The following is a 21,147-nucleotide window of genomic DNA, read 5'->3' as shown; positions in this document are numbered from 1 at the left end:
AACGCGTTTTCTATTCCATTGGATCCCTTCACGTCGGATTTTGTAATAGTATTCATCAAAACCACGCGTGGGATATTCTTCCGCTAGCATGCTCAGTTTGGCGATAACCTCAGTATCATCTTTTTTGCTTTGATAATACCACATGGATCTGCTTAGTTTTACGAGTTTGCATGCACGTGTGATAGATATAATGTATCGTTCAATGAGATAGTTTGCCCTAATCTTTTTATCAGATGGGCCTAGAACTTTTTTGACAGTAAATCTTTTAGCATTTTATTATCTAAGCTCACATCAGCATACATTTATTTGAGTCTGTTGTTCTCTTCTTCAAGTTCTTTCAGACGCTTAAGTTCTTGTTGTTCCATACCTCCGTATTTTTTGCGCCAGTAGTAAAAGGTGCTTTTATCAATACCTAATTCTTGGGATACATCTCCTACAGATCGTCCTTCTTCGTTTTCTTTAAGGGCTTTAAGGATTTGACTCTCGCTAAAATTGCTCGTTTTCATAATGACAGTTTAAAATTTTAAATTTAATAAATTTGAATTAACAACTGTCCTATTTTTGGGGAAGCCTACATGGCTCATCAAGTTATTTTAAAATTAGCTCCTTGACGCTATTATTATTATTATTTATATCTTCTTTATTTTTAGATATCATTTGATCTTTAATTAAATGCAGCTAATGATTAAAATTTTAAAAGTAGCTGATTGATTGAAGCAATGGTCTTACTACAATTAAAGGTGAAAACTTTAAATTTTTCAACTGTTACATCATATGTGTCCGATTTGTTTTGTTGAGATTTGTTTAGAAAATCATTTAGTAATCTAGGGTTGCTAGCAAATTCTTCTTTTAAATCTGTTTGAGTTCTATTATCATCTATAATGATATCGTTCATAGTGTTTTTAAAATGTACTATAATAGCCCTAGGGTTTTCATCGTGAAGCATTTTAATACACATATTTATATCATATATAATATTAATACCAATTCCTTTCTTAGTGAAAATATCGACTAAATCTGTTTTATCAAATAGATTTAGTAAATCAATATCTATAGAGTTTGTTGGTGGGAATTTGAATTTAGTTGTTTCAATATCTACCACTGTACTCATATGTTCTGAATATTTTTTTAAACTAATAAGACAATCAAGGATACTAGTTGATAAAATTTGTTTAAATGCAAGTTCAATTTTTTTTAAACGTTTCTTTTTTTGATTATTATCATAAAAGTGTTTTAGTACTAATGCTATAAATGCTGAGAGAATAGCAATGAGAATTTTATTCCAAATATCTTCCATATATACAATGCCTAATAAATTAATAAACAAAGTGATCAATGTTATCCATACCAATCTGTCATTTATTGTGAAAATCATTATGTGTATGTGAAATTATTTTTCTTAATGTTTATTTCTTATCCTCATCCTCCTTCACGAACTTAATATAAACTCTAGTGCTAGGGTTTTTCGAAATATTGCTAACTTCCTTTTCTTTAAGCAAGTTGGACATTACGTTTGAAATAACATTTGATTTAGTACCCTTATCAATTAAGCCTTTGCCGACAAGTTCGTCTTTTATTTGAGCTACAACCTTTCCAGTGTCTAGAAATGTAGTATTGATTATATGCTTGCGTATAATAGCTGTAAGACCAGTCTCATTTAGCTCTTCTTCACTTAATGGTACTAGAGGTTCAAAAGATAGATTCATTGACTCTAAACTAGAAAATTCTACACCAACAGCTCTTGCATAATCAAGTAGATGTATTATATTTTTTGATTCTCCTTTCTCTATTTTAGAAAGCGTCTCTTTTACAACACCAATCATTTTGCAAATGTCAGCAATAGTATAACCACGCTCAATTCTTTTGGCTCTTAATTTAGTTGCTAGTTCTTTAATATATAGGTGTGAATCTTTTCTGCTCATGTATTAATTTCTTTAGTTTGGTATTTTAAAAGGCTAATATTTTAGTATATGTTTGTGCGTATAAATAATTTTACTATATTTGTAATATCATAATTGATAATTAAGTCTGTAAAGACATAATTGACGATGTTTTCTCAACTCAAAACGACTATTTTCCACCGAGAAGACCATGATATCGCTCCATGCTCAAAAGTTTTGTACTTTTGCAAACGGCATGTGGGCGGTTCTCATGTGAGCTTTAGGTGGAGCTTCAAAATTTAGTAGCAATACTAAGATTGGAGTGGCTAGTCACCGTGAGTCTAGAGTAAGTGTGAGTCCGTCCTATTGCTTTTGTGCAACTGTACTTCATCATACCTTATAAAAAACATCGTTCCATAATTTCAAATTGTGAGAACGATTTTTTGTTTCTAGCCAGTAGCTCCCCGCTACTTCTCCAAACCAAAAGGGTAGAGGAGGCTTTCAAAAAATCTGTCTCATGTCGGATGTTGTAGAACTAAGGTTCAAATCCTTCTTTCTACTTGTCCATTCCCTTTCTAAGCTTCCTTTTTGGAGAAAGCGATAGTCTGTGCTCTATTTTTATTTTTGACAGCTTAAAAGTAGCATCTTTCTTAACACTTTCCAAATAAAGGATTAAAATATCCTTTGTCAGGGAGTCTAGATTGTGGTTTTGATAGTCTGTTTTTCGAAATGGACTATCTGTGAAGGTTTTTGAGCGATGGCTCTTATAGTATATTGTTCTCCCTTTTTTTTTGCTAATCGCATTTTCGCAGTTTTGCTTTTTGGCCAAGGCGCCTGCTGGCCCATTCGCTAAAACAGTCTACCAGACTGTTTATTGACGCTCTGTCCTGTTGGAGCGTGAATCCTGAAGTGTGAATACTAGATGTGAATGCTTTACCTAAAGTTAGAAAAGCAACAAGAGCATAGCGAACTGACGAAGTAAAACGCAGTTAGCGATTAGCAAAATGCAGTTAGCGATTGGCAAAAATGCAGTTAGCGATTAGCAAAACCGCAGTTAGCGATTAGCAAAAAGCAGTTAGCAATTGGCAAAAAAGCAGTTAGCGATTGGCGAAAATGCAGAAATACAAAAACACCTCTCCCCAAGAGGAATGTCTACCATAAAAAACAGATACTCTATGGCTCCCTCTAGTCAACCCCTAGTCTCCCTCTACTCTAAAGCGTAGTGTCAGCCAGTTGTAGCCGTAGTGCTAGCGGTGTGTGAGCGATTTTATATGGGAAAAGATGGGAAACACATCGGTGGTAAGTAAGTGTCTTAGTATGTATGACATAAAGTTAATTAGAGGTTTGCAGTTCGTGTTCTCGCAGTTTCAACTATCGAACATCGACTATCGAGCATCTAGTGAGTAACAACATAACTTCTTAACCTCGTAACAGCATAACAACCAATTCACATTTTCAATTACTCAAATTATAAATTAACCCAAGTCTCGAAAACTGATCACTGATCACGCATCACCGATCACCGATTATCGAGCATCTAACAACTTAAAACCTATGAAAAAAAACTTGTAAATGAGCTTATTCTAAATAGTTAATCACTTTCTGCAAAGAGAACTCAAAAGTCCGTATTACTAACAAGGTTTTGCGACCTCAGATTGGAATTCTACACACTTGTTTACGGATATCTACAAGTAAAAACAAACTACAATTTACGATGCTTTCAACGGGATGTTGAGACGCGTAACGGATGAATTATGTCTTTAAAAAGGGGACAGTAGACAGTAGACAGGGGGGGGGGGCGGAGCGTTAAGAAAATGTCTAGTAGACTAAAACTTTACGCTCGACCCTGCTCCTTTGCTCCTTTACGCATTTACAAATTCACGAATTCACGAATCAACAAATAACCAGATTCACAGATTTACAAATCAGCATTACAAACAAATCAACCATTCTTAGCTTCTTTGCTCCTTAGCAAATTTGCGTATTCACGAATAACCAAATCAACAATCAAATGAAAAATACATTTATAAGAAATTTAATGATACTAATCCTAGTAATCATAAGTGGAGCGATCTATGCTCAAAAGAAAGAAACAATAACCATTACAGGGAGGGTTACGGTGAAAGACACCGGAAAACCACCATTAGGGGTAATCACAGTTTTAGAAAAGGGTGTTGCTGAACATATGGTATTTGGGGATGTGATAGGAACAAACCGCCATACTTTTATACAAAAAGACGGGACTTTCAAATTTACCATTAATAAAGGTGGGTCTATTATTATAACAGATAAAAAACATCGTTATATGCCACATGGACTTAGAAACTTAGACAAAAGTCAAGCAGTAAATGTTGAGCTGAGAAGAATACCAAACTTTGAAAAGTCGGCGTACCCACCTAATGAATTACACAAATTAGAGTCTCGTTTTGACGTAACGAAACGAGTTAAAATATCGGGTAGAGTTACAGATAAAGGAGGAAAGGGATTAACTGGTGTTTATATAACTCAAAGTAATGTATTCAATGAAAATGAAGATATGGCTTTCTCTACCACAAATAAAAATGGAGAATTTTCCTGTAAAGTATTAAAAGGGGGGCATATCCTTATAGGTGCTAAGGGTTATGAGCTTCTCGAACTTAATGCATCTAAGGATACGGTGGTTAATGTAAAACTAAAACTGGTTAATCCGTTTAAGTAGCTTGAATAGGGGATAGGAGATTGGAGACGGGAGACGGAAATTAGGAGACAGTAGATAGAAAATAGGGGAATGAGAAAAGTAATCAGATCTCAGCGTCTTTGCTTCTTACTCCAGCACGCCTGCTGGCTCCGTAGCTATTTTAGTCTACTAGACTAAAACTTTACGCTCGACCCTGCTTCTTCGCTCCTTTGCTTCTTCGCTCCTTCACAAATAATCGCATTCGCGCATCAACAAATCAACAAATCAACATTCAAAATTATGAAAAACAAATACAACACAAGCTGTATCAGCTTGCTGTGGTTATTCTTTTGTTTATCTACTTCACTCTATGCACAGGAAATTATTTCTGTGCAGGGTAGAGTAGATGGGGCAGAAGGACCATTAGTGGGTGTGACGGTTCTAATTAAAGGAACACAGTCCGCTACAGTGACCGACAGTAATGGGGCTTTTAAAATTAAAGCACCAAAAGGAGCGAGTTTGCTCTTTGAATTTATGGGCTACACTTCTCAGGAAAGGGAAGTGAAGGTCAATGCGATGATTGTAAAACTCAATCAAAACACAGAGTCTTTGAAAGAGATTACAATCAATACGGGGTACTATAATGTGAAAGAAAGAGAACGCACGGGGAGTATCGCTAAAATCACCGCAAAAGATATTGAATTGAGCCCAGTGGTGAATCCTCTTCAGGCACTTCAAGGACGCATGGCGGGGGTGCATATTACTCAAAATACCGGAATAGCAGGAGGTGGGTTTGAGATTGAAATTAGAGGAAAGAATAGTTTAGGGCTTTCTAGTACTGATGCTAATAAACCCATGTATGTAATTGATGGTGTTCCAATTTCTGATATTTCAGTAATGAATAGCTCTGGGTTTACAACTAATTTGTTTAATAATTCTATAAGCGTTTTAAACGGTATTAATCCAAAAGACATTGAAAGTATTGAGATACTGAAAGATGCAGATGCCACGGCTATTTATGGTTCGAGAGGTGCGAATGGAGTGGTGTTGGTTACCACCAAGAAAGGAATAGCGGGGAAAACTCGTTTTACGATTAACAGCTCTGCGAGCTTTTCAAAGGTTGGAAAATTCATGAACATGATGAATACCGATCAGTTCAACCAAATGAGAGACGAGGCTTTTGCAAATGATGGAATCACCCTCTTTCCTGCAAATGCATATGATATGAACGGAATGTGGGATAGAAATCGCTACACCGACTGGCAAAAGGAATTGATTGGTGGAACTGCGATTAGTAAGGATATTTCTCTGGGAGTGTCAGGAGGTAATAATTTTACAAGGTTTAATATCAACTTAGCGCATGGCGAGAATGGAACGGTGTTTCCGCAATCGGGCAAAGGCTTTGTTAGAAACTCCGCCTTGATTAATTTGAATCATCTTTCAAAAGATGATAAATGGAACATCAATGTAATGGCGAATTATTCGGTTTCTACCAATGATTTACCTTCAGCGGATTTGACCACGCCCGCTTTGAAACTGCCACCCAATGCACCTGCTTTGTATGAAGCAAATGGTAAACTAAACTGGCAGAATAATACATTTATGAATCCCTTAGCTCCTTTGGGCAAAACCTATGATAATGAAGTCCAAATGTTGGTGTTGAACACCAATATAGCTTATAAAATCACACCTTCAACGAGTCTAAAAATCAATGCAGGGTTAACGACTAATACTTTGGATGAACGTGTGTTAGAACCCCATACAATTTGGAATCCTTTTTTAAATCGAACTAGTCAAAGTTCTCAATCTCAGAAAGCAAATAATAGTTCAGATTCCTTTATCATTGAACCTCAAATTCATTGGGAAAAGAAGTTTGGAGACCATAGTTTGAAAGCTTTATTAGGGGGAACTTTTCAATCCAATACGAATGATTTATTTAGTATTACCGGTAGAGGATTTAGTTCCAATGCTTTTATTAGAAATATTGGCTTGGCTCGCATAAAAGAAGTTAATCAAATTGGCAATAGTGAGTATAAATATGCAGCGCTTTTCACGCGTTTAAATTATGCGTATAAGGATAAGTATATTGTGAATCTAACAGGTAGAAGAGACGGTTCAAGCCGTTTTGGAGATAACAATAAGTTCGGAAATTTTGGTGCAGTAGGCGCTGCTTGGATTTTTTCTGAGGAGAGTTTTGCTAAGGATTTGCAATGGTTGAGTTTCGGAAAGCTGAGAGGGAGTTATGGGACTACGGGTTCAGATGCTATTGGTGATTATATGTATTTGGATACTTACACCGCTAACACAGTATTGTATAACGGTTTGCCGGGGCTGTATCCGTCTCGTCTTTTCAATCCCAATTATAGTTGGGAAAAAACGACCAAGTTAGAAGCAGCTATAGAGTTTAGTTTATTTAAAGATCGAATCAATACTAGTTTGGCGTGGTATCAGAATCGCTCTTCCAATCAGTTGTTAGCGATTAACCTACCTGAGATAACTGGTTTTCCTTCTATATCTGACAATTTTGGTGCTACGGTTCAAAATAGAGGGTGGGAGTTGAACTTAAACACTGTGAATGTTCAAACGGAAAATTGGAATTGGACTACGAACTTTAATATCTCACTTCCTGAAAATAAATTGATTGCTTTTCCTGGTTTGGAGGATTCTACTTATAAGAATAGATATGTGATTGGAAAAACTATCAACCTCGTTCCTACCTATAATTATGAAGGAATAGATCATTCAACAGGGCTTTATAAATTCACAGATTATGATAATAATAATATTATAAATGCTCAAGATAAAAAAGTGTTTGTTGAACGAGAGATGAAGTTCCATGGTGGACTTCAAAACACCCTTTCGTATAAGAATTTTAGTTTAGACTTCTTGTTTCAATTCGTAAAACAAAACAATTATAATTTTGATAAAATGGTTACCGTTCCTGGATTATTATCTACAAACTATCCTTTAGAAGTTTTAGATCGTTGGACGATTTCTAATCCAAATGGCAACTATACAGCAGCAACAACTTCTAATAATGCTGCTTTCAATCAGATAATGTTATTACAGCAAAGTAATAGAGCTATTTCCGATGCGTCTTTTATTCGTTTGAAGAACGTATCGCTTAGCTATCAACTAGCCTTGCCAAAACTGGGAATAGAAACAGTGAACTTGTATGTTCAAGGACAAAACCTTTGGACTTGGACTAATTATTACGGTATAGACCCTGAATTCACATTTATTGGAAACCTGCCACCACTTCGCACCATTGCTTTCGGTATGCAATTAACCTTTTAAATTTTTATTATGAACTCCAACATGAGTTTCACAAACTCAATGAATAGTTTACTCATGATTGCTTCATATCAACTAATAAATAATTATTATGAACTCCAACATGAGTTTTACAAAATTCAAAGAATAGCTTACTCATGTTTGCTTCATATCCACTAACAAAATAAAACAATGAAAAACCTATATAACCTAATCAAAAAAGGGATTGGCTTATTGATGATAAGTCTATGCCTTACAAGCTGTGAAGATCTGGTTGAAATCGCACTGCCCGACAATCAATTAAACACTCCAACTGTGTTTTCTGATAAACACACTATCAATGCCGCACTTTCAAATTTGTATTCCAACTTTAGAAATGCTCCTATATTTAAAGGTGGAAATTTGGGAGATTTAGGAAGATATACAGATGAACTAGAATCATTTTCGCAAGAAGATTTGCTATATACAAATAGTATAACAGCTTCAGATCCTACTGTAAGTCAATTATGGAGTCTATCTTATTCCAACATCTATCACATCAATGCTTTTATAGAGGGCTTAGAAGCTTCTACTATTTTGGAAGAAAATGAAAAGAAAGTGCTATTGGGAGAAGCTTATCTCTTAAAAGGACTGTATTATCACTATCTCACTCAGCTTTTTGGAGATATTCCTTACATCACCACAACCGATTACAAAACAAATAGCCGCATTGGTAAAAAGACTCATTTAGACGTTTTGGATTTAATTGAATCTGATTTGAAAATAGCCTTAGAATCATTGGATAATGCCTATAAACACCCAGATCGTATTTACCCTAATAAGGCAGTAGTAGAATTGATTTTAGCTAAGAACTATCTATTGCAAAAGCGTTTTGATTTAGCAGAACAATATGCTCAAAGCATAATTGAGAATCCACTTTATGGTCTTGAGACCGATTTAGACAAAACTTTTAAAAAGAGTGCTAGAAGTACGCTTTGGCAAATGAGTCCTAATGATTTGATTCCCAGTTTCTCACCTACTAATGATGCTATGATATATATTTTTACGAGTTTACCTCCAACGAATTTTGCTTTGTCGTTTTCATTGTTAACAGCTTTTGAACCACAGGACTTGCGATTGCAACATTGGACTAAAGAGGTGAGTAATGGAATGAATTCTTATTCTCATGTTTATAAATATAAAAACACCTTTAATAATGCCGATGAATTTTCAATCGTCTTTCGTCTAGAAGAGGCTTACTTCATAAAAGCGGAGGCATTGGCTTATCAGGAAAAAGTTTCTGATGCGGTGAATGTTTTAAATGAGATTAGAACTCGAAGAGGATTAATGGGATTGCCAACCACTTTGAGTAAACCTGATTTTATTTCGGAGCTATTAGGGGAATACCAAAGAGAGTTTTTCACAGAAGGTGGTCACCGATTCTTAGATTTAAAGAGAAACAACCGTCTGCAAGATTTAGAAACTGTTAAACCAAATTGGGAAGCGAAACACGCTTTATTGCCTATTCCAGAATCTGAATTATTGATGAATGAAAACCTTAAACCTCAGAACTATGGATATTAGAAGATATTGTTTGTTCATTGCGTTGTTTTATACGACTATGTCTCTAGCGACTATTCAAAGAGATAGTATTTCTATTGATCCAAGATGGAATGAGTGGCATGTGGATGCGATGGCGCCCAATGGAGATTGGGCGTTTTTATATAAGATTTATCCAAATGACAGAAGCAAGAATGAGGCTTTTGCAGTTCATACCGATACTAAAAAAAGAGTAGAGGTAACGGGGATTTCTCAACCTCAATTTACGTCTAATAATTTTTTAATCGGAACTAGAATCCAGGAGATTGTTGAGGTAGATCTAAGTACTAATATAAAAACTTCCTTAGGTGTTTTAAGTCAAAGAGATTGGATAGAAGAAGAGCAAACACTCTGTTATATTAACGAGAAAAAGGAATTGGTTTTAAAAAAATATGCTAAAAAGAGAAATGAGATAGTGTGGTCTAAAAAAGGTGTGACTAAGTATTTAGTAAACCCTTCCAAAACATCACTTTTGTATCAAGGAGAAGATAGTACTGAACTTTACTTTTTAGATTTAAAAACCTTGAATGAAAAGAAGGTTTTAGATTTAAAAGAACCTTTAGTTGCTGTAACTTGGAATATTCAGGAGACAGTAATTGCAGTTAGTTTGAAAGATAATAAGATTCTCTTTGTTGATTTAAAAAAAGAAGAAACGAGAGTCATTGAATTGCCAAAATCAGAATCTCCGATTGCTGAATTAAACCTCAGTTTTTTTCTTAATAATGATTTGTTTATCAGTTATAAGATTTTAAATGCAGAGAAAGACCCTGTAGAAAACTATCTAGATATATGGAATGGAAACGACAGAGATTTAAAAAATAAAGTTAGACCAAGGCAAAAGGGAGAGTTGAAGGCTTTTTTCTATAAACAATCAAAAACTCAATTAGTCGAACTACCCCGAAGTGAAAAGCAAGATTATTTGAATATTGGAATATCCAATTGTCTATTGGTTTACGAACCTTTGGAGCTCCAAGACTATTCTCAGATTTATGAAAACAAGCGTTATAGAATATTAGATTTAGAGACTTTAAGAGAAAAAGGCGATTTAGCGGTTTCTTATAGTCTAGATTTTAATTTGAACAGGTCCAATAATGAAAAATACATTATATATCCAAATCAGAACAAATGGGAAGTGTATGATTTTGAAAGTGAAGAACGCTTTGAGATTCCACATAAGGATGAATATAGCACTCCTATATGGTCTAGTGATTCTAAAACCATTTATTATCAAGACGAATCTAATCTGTTTGTTTTAGATGTTGTTACTAAGAAAAAAAGACAGCTGACGAATTTTGTGGGTATTAATCAGATGAGCTATCAGAATAAAATTCAAAATTCAAATAGTTTTTATGCAGATATAACAAAACCTTTGGTGTTTAGTATCCGCAAACCGAATGAAGATAAGACTTCTTACTATAGTTTGTTTAATGATAAGTTAACCAAGATGATTGATATGACTTCAAATAAATTAAATTTGACATACTTGAATAAGGGGGTTTCAAAAGATGCAAAAACGGTGATTTGGACGGAAGAGAATTACAATCAACCGTCTACTGTAAAGGTTTTTAGAAAAGGAAAAGTGAGTACACTATTAGCGCCCGAAGTTCCTGAGGAACTCTATAGCTGGAGAAAGCAGAAAGTAATTCATTATAAAGACAAATTTGGAGTGGATTTAACGGGGGTGTTGTGGTATCCAAAAGATTTCAATCCGTCTAAAAAATATCCAATGGTGACTTATATTTATGATGTAGGACAAGGAAATGATAGATCTTTATTTGAAATCCCTACTCTTTACAATCCAAACGGTTTTAATAGGACGTTGTTAAATGAACAAGGTTATTTTGTTTTTCAAGCAGATACTTATGTCTCGGACGAAGGCCCTGGATTGTCAGCAGTGGAATGTGTTACTAAAGGAATTGAAAATATCACAAGCATTGAACCATCTATAAACAAGACCAAGATAGGCTTGATAGGACATTCTTTTGGAGGTTATAAAACCAGTTTTATATTGGGGAATTCTAAACTATTTGCAGCAGGGGTTAGTGGAGCAGGAGCCCACGATTTAATCAGTTGGAATTATGAATATAATTATTACAGAACCATTCCAAATTGGCTTATGTTGGAAAAATCTCAATATAATATGAAAGAATCTTTTGGTGATAATCCTGAAAAATATTATAAGAACTCACCTATTCACTTTGCTCAAAATTTTGAAACACCTGTTTTGCTGTGGACGGGAATGCAAGACTTCAATGTTCATTGGGAAAATACACGTCATATGTATGTTGCATTACAACGATATAAAAAAACAGTGATTGCTCTTTTTTATAAAAAAGAAGGTCACTCAATGTGGGATAATCGAATAGATTTAACGTATCGGGTATTAGATTTTTTTGATTACTATTTGATGGATAAGAAAAATGTAGGATGGATTTCAAAAGGTGTCAATTATGAAAGCTATTAGACATAATTTAAAAAAGCAGCCTCAATTTTAGAGACTGCTTTTAAATGATTAAGTAATAGTATTATTAAATAGTCCTTTCATATAGAGGAAAAATGACTTTCCATCTTAACTCAAACATGTCAAAATAGATAGCTGCATATAGTCTTACAAGATTTCCACCTACATTCCATATACAATCTATAGAAGTAACTGCTAGGGTACAGTTTGTAGGTAAAGGAGCAGATAATTGTACTGCATTTCCAGATGCATCTTCATAATAAAATGGGCCTGTGTGAACTGGTTGCATTTGTTGAGGTGCTTCTGCAACAGTTTCAACAATTCTTTTTACTGGTTCTGCTGGTGGATTGATGTCCATCGCGAATCCACTTCCGATTGTCATAGCAAACACTGCTACAGCGGCTATGACTGTTTTTAAAACTTTCATCTTTTTGAATTTTTTTGGTTGAAGCGCGGGATCTTTTCTCGCGCTTTTGGTTTTTGAGGCTTTTACGAAAAAGCTCGAAAATTGCATTTTAAATGTGATACGTCCGTTTTTTATTTTAATAGCTCTTAGAGCTGATTAAATCCTTGTTTTACTAATAACTATTTTGTTTCTAGTTATTTATGTAAATTTCTAAAACGGAATGCAATTTATGGGTGCTCAAAAACTACTTTGAAGTGTTCAGAAATGACTTCGAAGTGTTTTTAAAATGTTAAATAGGGAATGGAAGTAAAAATGGAGATTTAGCTTATAGAATATTAAACTTTTTTTGAACCTCACTTGGACTCATACCAAAGTGATTTTTAAAAGCGTGTTGAAAACCATTTCCCGTCTCATAACCGATTATTCTTCCGATCTCAACAGACTGTAAGTCTGTGAAAATGCGAAGGTCTAAGGCTTCTAAAAACTTAATGTGAATAAAATATTGTTCTATCGTCTTTTTGGGAAAATGTTTCATAAGCGTTTTCAATTCATCTCGTGTAATTTTGATGTAGGCGTTATTCTTGATGATGAATTCATAATCAATAGGCTGGTTCAATGTCGGAGCTTTTGCTAAGACCTCATAACTTCTTATATGTGGTAATCTATGGAAGATAAGTAGACTCTTATAGGAATATTTTATAGGACAATCCAAATTGAAAGCGAGTACTCTAAAAACTTGACATTGTTGGTCGTAAATATAAAATCCCATTATATCCATCACGCGTCCTTTTCGAAGTTCTAACAAATGTTGGAAAGGGGTGTAGTGGGTTGAGGTTTTATTCCAATGTGGAGATTGTTCTAAGAGTTTCGCTTGTATCTGGGTTGAGAATATTGATTCTTTTGTGCTCTTGCTATAAATGGTTTCTATTTCGCTTTCTCGTATGTTGAAATAGTGATGCTCACTTTGTATATGCTGAAAAGTATGCTTTACAGATGTGAATAGGGGAGTGTTTAATTGTAGTTGTACTAGTAAGTTTAAGAAACGACTTCCTTGTTTGCCCAACAATTTAAAGGTTTGCAAATGATATTCTTTTGGTACGCTCTGTCTGTTCGTATAGGTGATCAAAAGGTTATTGGTCTCGTCTCTTAAATATTCGTATAGCAGGGTGTTCATAATTAGCAATGTTGGTAAATTCTCTATGGAGGTCTCATGTTTTTTGTTTTTTTCTACTCTAATTTATAAAAAATAAATATTTAAACGTGCTATAAATCACCTAAACAGGTAATATGTTTTAATTCTAAATAGCTTGTGAATGTGATAGATAGGTTTTTTTTAAAGAAAAAAGAGCAGCTAGTTATATGAAACCAACTGCTCTTTAAAATGGTGAATCGATAAATATCCGTATTGTCAAAACTCTTTAACAGAACGAGAAATGGAATAAATTTTAATCGCTGTTCTAGTGATTAGCTTTGTATAAAATACATATATAAAGTAACAAGGAATAACAGGGAGTTAAGGGAAACGATGTTTAGAAATTTGTTTTCAGATACGTTTTGTTGTCTCTCTAAAACGAGTATGCCAAAACCGGATGAGAGAACTAATCCAATGGTCAATACTAAAGTGATACCGCTTAAATCGGAAATAAGAATGTTTGTGTAATCCTTTTTTTCGTTCCTAACCGCAGTTATACTTTTGAATAACAAAGTCTCTTCTAGTACCACTTCGTTGAGTTCGAAATTATTTTTTTCGAGTGAGAAGGTTTTCCCTTTTTCAGTATAAAATTGAGAGCCTAAGTAATTTGTATCATTTTTGCCAGTTTTGATGTTTTGATAATGAGTAATGGTGTCTTCGATATTTGTTTTAGGTAAAACGTACATATCAAAAAACATTAACCCAATAAACTGTAAAATGACAGCTAAGCAAACTACAGTGGTTTTTCTATATTTATCTACTAGTATTGACATGCAATGATTTTAAGTGTATTTTACTACGTTGTCAGAAATAAAGTTAGGAATCTTGTTTGCTGAGGGTTTTTGAATTCCATTTTTTTAAAATAAGAATCCAAGTAATAATACATATAGCTATTATTAAGAGTTTTTGATTTCCATCTAGCCCATTTTTTATAAGACTGTTGTAGGAAATGATTTGGATTACTAAATGAAAACAAGCACAGGCTATAATAGATTTAGTCGCTATAGCAACCTGACCTAATCCCCAACTACCTATTATTAATATGATTAACACTTGTAGATTGTTGAAGAAATTAGAGTCAGAAATAAACGATAAATGCCATAAATACCATAAAACTCCTATCAAAGTATATCGCTGCCATGGCTTTATGCCTTTCAACTCTTCTTGTAGATATCCTCGCCATCCATATTCTTCAACAATACAATAAATGAAAGAACATAAAAATGCTAATAGACCATACAGATGATTGTCAATTCCGTATTCGTTATCGATTCCTATAAATAAGAACAGGATAAGGGGAATTAATGCCATTAATAAACTGAAAGTGGTTGATGAACCAAAAAGACTTATATTACTTTTCTCTTTTTTTAAAAAGAGGAATAAGGCTACCATTGTACCAAGTAGAATCCCGCTGGCTTCCAAAAATGAAGTACTAATCAAATATCCCCAAACAGGAAGTTTTTTTAAATAGTCTGATGTAAGGAGGATATCAAACCTAAAAAAATTAGATATGATTATAGCTATTGAAAAATATAAAAAAATTCTATTGAATCTATTATTTGAAAGCATAGAGAGGATTCTTAGCGTGTTGTTTAATTATGGGTTTAACAATGCAATATAACTACTAATTACAAAATGTTAAAATTTTAACTAACAAATGTTGTATAATTTATCTCAGCTTGAAGTATTATTGCTAGATTTACTTTAAACTTAAAAAATGAGCTTGTTTTTCTCTATAAATTACTAGTATGACGTACTCAATATATTCAGATCTCGGCGGTTTCTTATGGTGGATCTTCGTTCGGTTTTGTAAAACCGATTTGAAAGAAGAACAGTCTAAGAACTATTGGGCTAGAAATATATTTGTACTAATAATGGTGTTTATTGGATTGACAGGAGTTTCTGTAGTATTTTTTTAAAAATGAAAAAATGAAAAATATATATTATAAAAATGTTTGGATAGCTTTTGTGAACATAGGTCCACTGCCAAATCATGTATCTACTGAATTAATTGATATAGAGGTTATGGACGATTCAAAATATAAAGCTGTTTGGAGGAATGTACTTATCAAAAGTGAACTAATCGATGGAGTTCCTAATATTGTAGCATTAGAATTGCGAGAGTTGGGAATGGAGGTGATTTTTATTGATAGTATTCAGAATGCAGGCACTTTAATAGAATATAAAGAGCTAGATCTTGATGTTGTCGGAGAAATTGAATCGTTTATAGACTCTACTTTCCTATTAAAAATAAGTGATCAAATTTTCCCTTATTTTTAATTATAAGGATACAGTATGATAATTAGAGCTATTGTAACCTTTAAAAGCCTACAAGACATTGAAAGTGAAAAATCAGAATTGACGAAAATCATTAATGAATGGATTAATGCAACCAAATAAAACAGCGAACATCTACATTTTAAATAGTGCATTGAACCTACGAAGGTGCAAAGTGAACTCTTGGCTCTGTACCATTAATTATCTAAAAAATAATTGAAAATTGAATGATTGTTATTTTTGATTAAGTTATTGGATTTGTCATGCGATACTTGGCGTATAGTTGTATTAACAAGAAGAATTATTTTGTAAATTTGAAAGTGACGAATGCTGTTTGGAAACATATATAGTCTTTATAGTTAGGAGTTTGCGGTCAAACTTTGGTGATAGCACAACCATTGACAAAACAAAAAGTATGAGAAATAATGAAATGAGAAAAGTAATTGCAGCATTCAACATAACTATTGATGGAAACTGCGACCATACTGCGGGAATAGCAGACGAAGAATTACATCAACATTACACTGATCTTTTGAACAATGCAGGTGTTATCCTTTATGGAAGGACGACTTACCAACTAATGCAATACTGGCAAACACTGTTAAAAAATCCATCAGGTGAAAGAGCATTAGACGATTTCGCAAAAGCAATAGACAAAATTCCAAAAATCGTTTTTTCTCACAATCTTAAAAATACAGGTTGGGAGACTGCGGAAATTGCAACTAAACCAATAGAAGTAGTAATTAATGAATTGAAAAATCAATCTGGTAAAGACGTTTTTATTGGAAGTCGTAGTTTAATTATACAGTTATTAAACTTGAGTTTAATTGACGAACTACAACTTTGTATTCAGCCAGTTATTGCTGGAAAAGGGTTAGAATTATTTGAGAATATAAAGGATAGGACGATTTTTAAACTTAAAAAGACTAAAAGCTTTAATAACGGCGCAATTATACTTTATTACGAACCAACAAAATGAAAATTGTAAAAAAATGACCAACTAAATATTATGATAGAATTATATGAATCGTTAATGTCGTATTGGTAATAGGCTGGTTGAACTAAATGACAAATTAATGGTCAATTGCAGAATTCATATCTTATAGATGCTGTTGCAGAAAAGTTATTAGGGTTTAATTGAGTTAAATTGTTTGTGACAATTTTTTCATGATTCAAGTACCTTGTAATTCATTTAATGATTAAATAACACAATTACTTAAAGTGTGTTATCTAATAAAAAGAGCAGCTGGTTATATGAAACCAACTGCCCTTGAAAGTTGTACCTATTGGCTTGTATTATATTTATTAGCCTTAATACTGTTTATAGTTTTATTGAATAACTATTTTTACATTATATACTCGATTGGAATATACTCGTAGGATGTAAGTCCCAGTAGGTAAGTTCTGATTGATTAAACTATAGTTATACTCATTTACGTTTTTTGTAGTGTAGAATAAATTACCCAACATATCATAAAGATCTATTTTTTCAATTGGATATTTTGATTCAATATAGGTGTTACCTCCGCTTTTTACTGGGTTTGGATAAATGCTTAACGCTGAGCTCGAATCATTGTCATCTATACTAGCTGTTGGATTGATAATCTCAAAGTTTACGCGATTCGAAATTTCGTCATAAGAGTCATTGGTGAACATTACTATGAAGTATTCTCCTTCTTCTTGTGGCATGTTTTCGTCTGTTACTTCTGTTGCCCCATCTGTTTGTCCTTCAAAATAGGTATAACTGATTAGCTCATCTAGATTTGGATCGTGATCTTTGTGGTAAATTCCCAACCAGTCTTTTGGTATGCCCGGTGCATCGGACCAAGTTACAATGATGTTTTCGTTTAAATTATAAACGGTTTTATTGGTAGCGATGTTGGTTATTAGTTCTCCTACTTGGAAAAACTGCTTTTCTCCAATAATGTGGTATCCTCCTTGTAATAGATAGGCTACAAAATAATAGCCATCTGCTAATCCTTTGAAATTGATTTCGCCATTTGCTGTCGTAACATATTCCCATTTGGTTGAATTGTCTGAACTTGGTGTGTGACTTACTTTGTAGATTCCTATCCAGTCATTGGCTAACTCAGGTCCATTTTCAAAGGTTACTTTAACATCACTTCCTGAAGGATATATTGTCTTATCCGTTTCAATGGAAAGCTTCGGTCCTACATAGAATGGGAGTCTCTCTACAATTTCTGTATATCCGCTATTTTCAAATAGGGTTGCAAAGTAAAGACCTTTGTTGTTTAATCCTTTTGAAAATGAAATAGTACCATTGCTTTTCTCATCTAAATAACTCCAAAGTTGTGATGGTGAACTACTGCCTGGAGTTTGTGTGCTTTTGTAAAGACCAATCCAAGGATTGTCTGTCGTAGGGGCACCTGAAAAGTGAACTTCTATTGGTGTACTTGGCAAAAATTCCTGAGTGTCCATTGCAATTTCCGCATCTACATAATTACTGTTAGTTACTTCAAAGGATTTTACTTCGCTCCACTCACTCCAGTTTAGGTTTCTGTCGCGTTGTCGGTATTTGATATAATAGATTCCGTTGGGGATTTCATTTTCTCCAATAGATAGCTTTGTTATATCTACTCCTTCATTAATATCTGTAGATTCATCAGTTCTGCTCCCTAATGGACCGAATAAGTTTTCAAAATCTCTATAAATAGAACGTTCGATCATAGAGAAGTCGGCTGTTTTCGAAATTAGAAATTCTGTTGAGTTTAGAAGCTCGTCACTATCTGTACTATAAGGTGTAGTTTCTATACTTAATGGTAGATTTGTTATCTGTCCATTTAAAGTGGTGGTTATTTTTGGCTTGTGGGGTGCCGATTTTCCTTTAATGTGATAGAATTTATCAATCAAAGCATTGTCTTTCCATTCAAACTTACTTCCCATTGAATAGGTTTCAACGTCAAAACTACCTTTGGTTACATCTACTTCAATTATTTGATAGGCCCAGTTTGGAATGGTTTTTTGTACATCTTCATAATCTTCTTCTACAGCCATGCCCCAATATTGATCCCAGGCAACTCCGCCTGAAATGATTTGATAGGTAGGTGTGTTTTTTAATTGACCTCTGTGATATAGGTGGTGGTGTGCTCCAATGTGTAAAATGTGTTTTGAAGTAGAAGTAAGAATAGGCATTACTGTATTTCGAACCCAAGGAGAGATATCTCCAATATATTGTTCTGCTTGATAAGGGCGGTGTCCTAAGGAAACAATCCAATCAACGGTATTGTCATTTTTTGCAGCGTTAATTACTTCAATTACCCACTGTAATTGTTTAGATCCTACATGTTCGGTGTCTAAAGCCACAAACAAAACGTTTCCAACTTGGTTGGCATAGTAATCTTCTGTCCCAGAACTGATGCCTTTATACTTCATTTCATCTAAAACGAAATGGTCATAATAGGCTTGCATTCCCAAAGTACCATAGGTTTCATGATTTCCTACTAGAGTTTGAATAGGTATAAGTCCAGAAAGAGATTTGTTTTTCTTAAGATGTACGTGCTCATAGTGGTCTAGTGTTCCAACATCAACTTGGTCTCCTACCATTACAGTAAGAGCAACATGATCCGATGGAGATGAAGTAGCTCCCCATCTTTGAGAAATCTTTCTCTTGGCTTGACTAACTAAAGTGTCAAATCTTGGCATATTTCTCATTTGATTGTCACCTAGTACTAAAAATCGCAATTTTCCGTCTGTAGTTGTTGGTTGACCAGGAAGTGGCATCGTTCTAAATGATAAAATTTCCGATGTTTCAGACCCTGTTATTACTTTGTAATAGTATTTAGTGTTTGGAAGAAGGTCTTCTATTTTTGTTGTGTGGTAATAGTAATTTGCAGGATACCCAACATCTGAAAGAATTTTGGTGTCACCTATAGCAAGTTTACTTAAGGATTCTATGGTTAAACCATATTGAACTTTAGATTCTAGATTACTAGTAGTTTTCCAACTTATATGTATTGATGTTGGAGTGGCCGCTTGTAAGTACGGTTCTAGATTTTGGGAGTTCGCAATTGTTGCCCATACTAGCATAAAACCGAGTAATAGTTTTCTCATTTTGTAACTTTTTGAATTTGTCACAAAACTAGTCCTCTAAGATTTCCTAATCTTTAAGGGAAGAAGAGGAGGAGATAAATAATGGTTAAGAACTTTAGGAATTGTTATATTCAGGTTAAGAGTAGTCTATAAACAGACTTTAATTTATAAGTTATGGTGGGGAGAAAGAGTTGAGACTTTAAGTGTAATTTGTTTTGTTAAAGTCTCCTTTTAGTGCTTATTTTGCTAGGGTAAAAAAACAAATAAAAAAGTTTAAAAAATGAATAAAATAGTATTAGCATTTTCATTATTGGTAGCAAATATTGGATATTCTCAAAATTCAATAGAATGGGATGGTACGTATAAACTCGAGTTATCTGATTTTAAATCTCCAGCAACCCAAATAGGGGATGTTGCTATGTATAGTTTACATATGCCTAGTGGGATAGATTTTTCATTTGCTATGAGTAATGTGGAATTTATGTTTACTAAAAATTTTAATTCAAAAGTAAATACTGTTTTTTCACAAGAAAGTTCTTCGATAGTAGCTCCTGATATAGAAACTGCTGAATCGTTAGTTAATTTCGCAAATTATCAATTTGACTTAGCTGAGTTGTACGCTCGAAAGCTTCGTAAGAAAATTAGTGAAGAGAAAGGGACGTTCTCCAATGCTTCCTTTTTAAAACCATTGTATGACAGTATTCAAAATGAATTCTCAAATCGATTTACTTTAATGGCTAAGGAGAGTGATTTAGGAAGAAATAGAGATTTACTAGAAAAGGAGCATGCTCTAGTTTTAGAAGAAATTCAAGAGTTATCGCAATTTTGTAAGACATGTAAGCTTGCGAAAAAGTAAGTTTAATTTAAGGGGAGAATTAATATATCATCTTACCCACACACCAAACTATTTAAAATACAAATAAGATTGCGGGCTTGGCCCGCAATCTTATTTGTAATCACTATATTTCTCTGCGTTGCTGTCTATTTATTATGGTTCAGAGATTATTTTCCATTTAGTCATTGCGAGCTTGACCCGCAATCCCGTTGCGAATCGCTATCTATATATAGGGAGAAGATTTTAAAATTGTCTTTTATTAAATAGTATACCTATGTATAAGGAGCGATTTTCTTAATTCCATCCACAAGCAGTACGTTTGTTGTTTATAGCAATCATGATATTGAAGTTTTTTACTTGGTCATTGCGGGTTTGATCCGTAATCCAGTTGCGAAACACTACCTATTATATAAAGGAGAAGGTTTTCAAATCCATTTTTATTAAATAGTATACCTATATATAAGGAGCGATTTCCTTAAACTTACTACCGAAGAAGCACCCCAAAGGCTCTTTTGAAGCTACAACAAGATTTTTTATCA

General features: G+C 33.8%; 16 protein-coding genes. 8 read left to right on the top strand and 8 right to left on the bottom strand.

The features are described from left to right. Positions 1-302: 302 nt before the first annotated feature. The 3 genes from BM024_RS13455 to BM024_RS13445 all read right to left on the bottom strand — a co-directional run bounded on the left by BM024_RS13455 (position 303) and on the right by BM024_RS13445 (position 1,922). Positions 303-506, bottom strand: a complete 204-nt coding sequence (locus tag BM024_RS13455; RefSeq protein ID WP_090681472.1) for a transposase — start codon at positions 504-506, stop codon at positions 303-305. Positions 507-685: 179 nt separating this feature from the next. After that, the gene (locus BM024_RS13450; RefSeq protein WP_090681469.1) at positions 686-1,297 is read right to left on the bottom strand and encodes a hypothetical protein; all 612 of its coding nucleotides are present in this window, start codon (positions 1,295-1,297) and stop codon (positions 686-688) included. Positions 1,298-1,406: 109 nt separating this feature from the next. Then, complete coding sequence (locus BM024_RS13445) at positions 1,407-1,922, bottom strand: helix-turn-helix domain-containing protein (protein ID WP_090681467.1); 516 nt, start codon at positions 1,920-1,922, stop codon at positions 1,407-1,409. A 1,969-nt stretch (positions 1,923-3,891) separates the two neighbouring features. Between BM024_RS13445 and BM024_RS13440 the strand changes: the two genes are divergently transcribed. The 4 genes from BM024_RS13440 (at position 3,892) to BM024_RS13425 (ending at position 11,851) form a co-directional block, all read left to right on the top strand. After that, the gene (locus BM024_RS13440; RefSeq protein WP_090681464.1) at positions 3,892-4,578 is read left to right on the top strand and encodes a carboxypeptidase-like regulatory domain-containing protein; all 687 of its coding nucleotides are present in this window, start codon (positions 3,892-3,894) and stop codon (positions 4,576-4,578) included. 258 nt (positions 4,579-4,836) lie between these two features. Next, complete coding sequence (locus BM024_RS13435; RefSeq protein ID WP_090681461.1) at positions 4,837-7,833, top strand: SusC/RagA family TonB-linked outer membrane protein; 2,997 nt, start codon at positions 4,837-4,839, stop codon at positions 7,831-7,833. Between the two features lie 168 nt (positions 7,834-8,001). Continuing rightward, positions 8,002-9,372: a RagB/SusD family nutrient uptake outer membrane protein gene (locus tag BM024_RS13430; protein WP_090681458.1), complete on the top strand. Its 1,371-nt coding sequence runs from the start codon at positions 8,002-8,004 to the stop codon at positions 9,370-9,372. Further along, positions 9,362-11,851 (top strand): alpha/beta hydrolase family protein, encoded by a 2,490-nt coding sequence (locus BM024_RS13425; RefSeq protein ID WP_177190218.1) that lies wholly within the window; start codon positions 9,362-9,364, stop codon positions 11,849-11,851. Before BM024_RS13430 ends, BM024_RS13425 begins: the two co-directional genes overlap by 11 nt. A 64-nt stretch (positions 11,852-11,915) precedes the next feature. On the opposite strand, the gene BM024_RS13420 is transcribed toward BM024_RS13425, so the two are convergent. The 4 genes from BM024_RS13420 to BM024_RS13405 form a co-directional block, all read right to left on the bottom strand. Further along, positions 11,916-12,275 (bottom strand): hypothetical protein, encoded by a 360-nt coding sequence (locus tag BM024_RS13420; protein WP_143077785.1) that lies wholly within the window; start codon positions 12,273-12,275, stop codon positions 11,916-11,918. A 304-nt stretch (positions 12,276-12,579) separates the two neighbouring features. Continuing rightward, complete coding sequence (locus tag BM024_RS13415) at positions 12,580-13,428, bottom strand: helix-turn-helix domain-containing protein (protein ID WP_090681452.1); 849 nt, start codon at positions 13,426-13,428, stop codon at positions 12,580-12,582. Positions 13,429-13,718: 290 nt separating this feature from the next. Beyond that, the gene (locus tag BM024_RS13410; RefSeq protein WP_143077784.1) at positions 13,719-14,219 is read right to left on the bottom strand and encodes a hypothetical protein; all 501 of its coding nucleotides are present in this window, start codon (positions 14,217-14,219) and stop codon (positions 13,719-13,721) included. 43 nt (positions 14,220-14,262) lie between these two features. Next, positions 14,263-14,757 (bottom strand): CPBP family intramembrane glutamic endopeptidase, encoded by a 495-nt coding sequence (locus BM024_RS13405; RefSeq protein WP_245753895.1) that lies wholly within the window; start codon positions 14,755-14,757, stop codon positions 14,263-14,265. A gap of 437 nt (positions 14,758-15,194) precedes the next feature. On the opposite strand from BM024_RS13405, the gene BM024_RS13775 reads away from it, so the two are divergent. The 3 genes from BM024_RS13775 to BM024_RS13395 all read left to right on the top strand — a co-directional run bounded on the left by BM024_RS13775 (position 15,195) and on the right by BM024_RS13395 (position 16,702). Beyond that, a complete protein-coding gene (locus BM024_RS13775) occupies positions 15,195-15,365 on the top strand; it encodes a hypothetical protein (RefSeq protein ID WP_177190217.1) in 171 nt (56 codons plus the stop codon). 10 nt (positions 15,366-15,375) lie between these two features. Next, positions 15,376-15,726 (top strand): hypothetical protein, encoded by a 351-nt coding sequence (locus BM024_RS13400; protein WP_090681443.1) that lies wholly within the window; start codon positions 15,376-15,378, stop codon positions 15,724-15,726. 412 nt (positions 15,727-16,138) lie between these two features. Further along, positions 16,139-16,702 carry a dihydrofolate reductase family protein gene (locus BM024_RS13395; RefSeq protein WP_245753894.1) on the top strand — a complete coding sequence of 188 codons (564 nt, stop codon included), beginning with the start codon at positions 16,139-16,141 and terminating at the stop codon, positions 16,700-16,702. Between the two features lie 350 nt (positions 16,703-17,052). On the opposite strand, the gene BM024_RS13390 is transcribed toward BM024_RS13395, so the two are convergent. Further along, on the bottom strand, positions 17,053-19,794 hold the full coding sequence (locus BM024_RS13390) for a fibronectin type III domain-containing protein (protein WP_090681440.1): 2,742 nt from the start codon (positions 19,792-19,794) through the stop codon (positions 17,053-17,055). 259 nt (positions 19,795-20,053) lie between these two features. Between BM024_RS13390 and BM024_RS13385 the strand changes: the two genes are divergently transcribed. Further along, positions 20,054-20,629 carry a hypothetical protein gene (locus BM024_RS13385; protein WP_090681437.1) on the top strand — a complete coding sequence of 192 codons (576 nt, stop codon included), beginning with the start codon at positions 20,054-20,056 and terminating at the stop codon, positions 20,627-20,629. Positions 20,630-21,147 lie beyond the last annotated feature (518 nt).

This window comes from Myroides guanonis (assembly GCF_900114085.1).
Lineage (GTDB): Bacteria > Bacteroidota > Bacteroidia > Flavobacteriales > Flavobacteriaceae > Flavobacterium > Flavobacterium guanonis.
This window is presented reverse-complemented; position numbering and strand designations above follow the sequence as displayed.

Coding starts and splice junctions, on each gene's coding strand:
- BM024_RS13455 (WP_090681472.1), bottom strand. CDS start 506: ATGAAAACGAGCAATTTTAGCGAGAGTCAAATCCTTAAAGCCCTTAAA.
- BM024_RS13450 (WP_090681469.1), bottom strand. CDS start 1,297: ATGGAAGATATTTGGAATAAAATTCTCATTGCTATTCTCTCAGCATTT.
- BM024_RS13445 (WP_090681467.1), bottom strand. CDS start 1,922: ATGAGCAGAAAAGATTCACACCTATATATTAAAGAACTAGCAACTAAA.
- BM024_RS13440 (WP_090681464.1), top strand. CDS start 3,892: ATGAAAAATACATTTATAAGAAATTTAATGATACTAATCCTAGTAATC.
- BM024_RS13435 (WP_090681461.1), top strand. CDS start 4,837: ATGAAAAACAAATACAACACAAGCTGTATCAGCTTGCTGTGGTTATTC.
- BM024_RS13430 (WP_090681458.1), top strand. CDS start 8,002: ATGAAAAACCTATATAACCTAATCAAAAAAGGGATTGGCTTATTGATG.
- BM024_RS13425 (WP_177190218.1), top strand. CDS start 9,362: ATGGATATTAGAAGATATTGTTTGTTCATTGCGTTGTTTTATACGACT.
- BM024_RS13420 (WP_143077785.1), bottom strand. CDS start 12,275: ATGAAAGTTTTAAAAACAGTCATAGCCGCTGTAGCAGTGTTTGCTATG.
- BM024_RS13415 (WP_090681452.1), bottom strand. CDS start 13,428: ATGAACACCCTGCTATACGAATATTTAAGAGACGAGACCAATAACCTT.
- BM024_RS13410 (WP_143077784.1), bottom strand. CDS start 14,219: ATGTCAATACTAGTAGATAAATATAGAAAAACCACTGTAGTTTGCTTA.
- BM024_RS13405 (WP_245753895.1), bottom strand. CDS start 14,757: ATGGCATTAATTCCCCTTATCCTGTTCTTATTTATAGGAATCGATAAC.
- BM024_RS13775 (WP_177190217.1), top strand. CDS start 15,195: ATGACGTACTCAATATATTCAGATCTCGGCGGTTTCTTATGGTGGATC.
- BM024_RS13400 (WP_090681443.1), top strand. CDS start 15,376: ATGAAAAATATATATTATAAAAATGTTTGGATAGCTTTTGTGAACATA.
- BM024_RS13395 (WP_245753894.1), top strand. CDS start 16,139: ATGAGAAATAATGAAATGAGAAAAGTAATTGCAGCATTCAACATAACT.
- BM024_RS13390 (WP_090681440.1), bottom strand. CDS start 19,794: ATGAGAAAACTATTACTCGGTTTTATGCTAGTATGGGCAACAATTGCG.
- BM024_RS13385 (WP_090681437.1), top strand. CDS start 20,054: ATGAATAAAATAGTATTAGCATTTTCATTATTGGTAGCAAATATTGGA.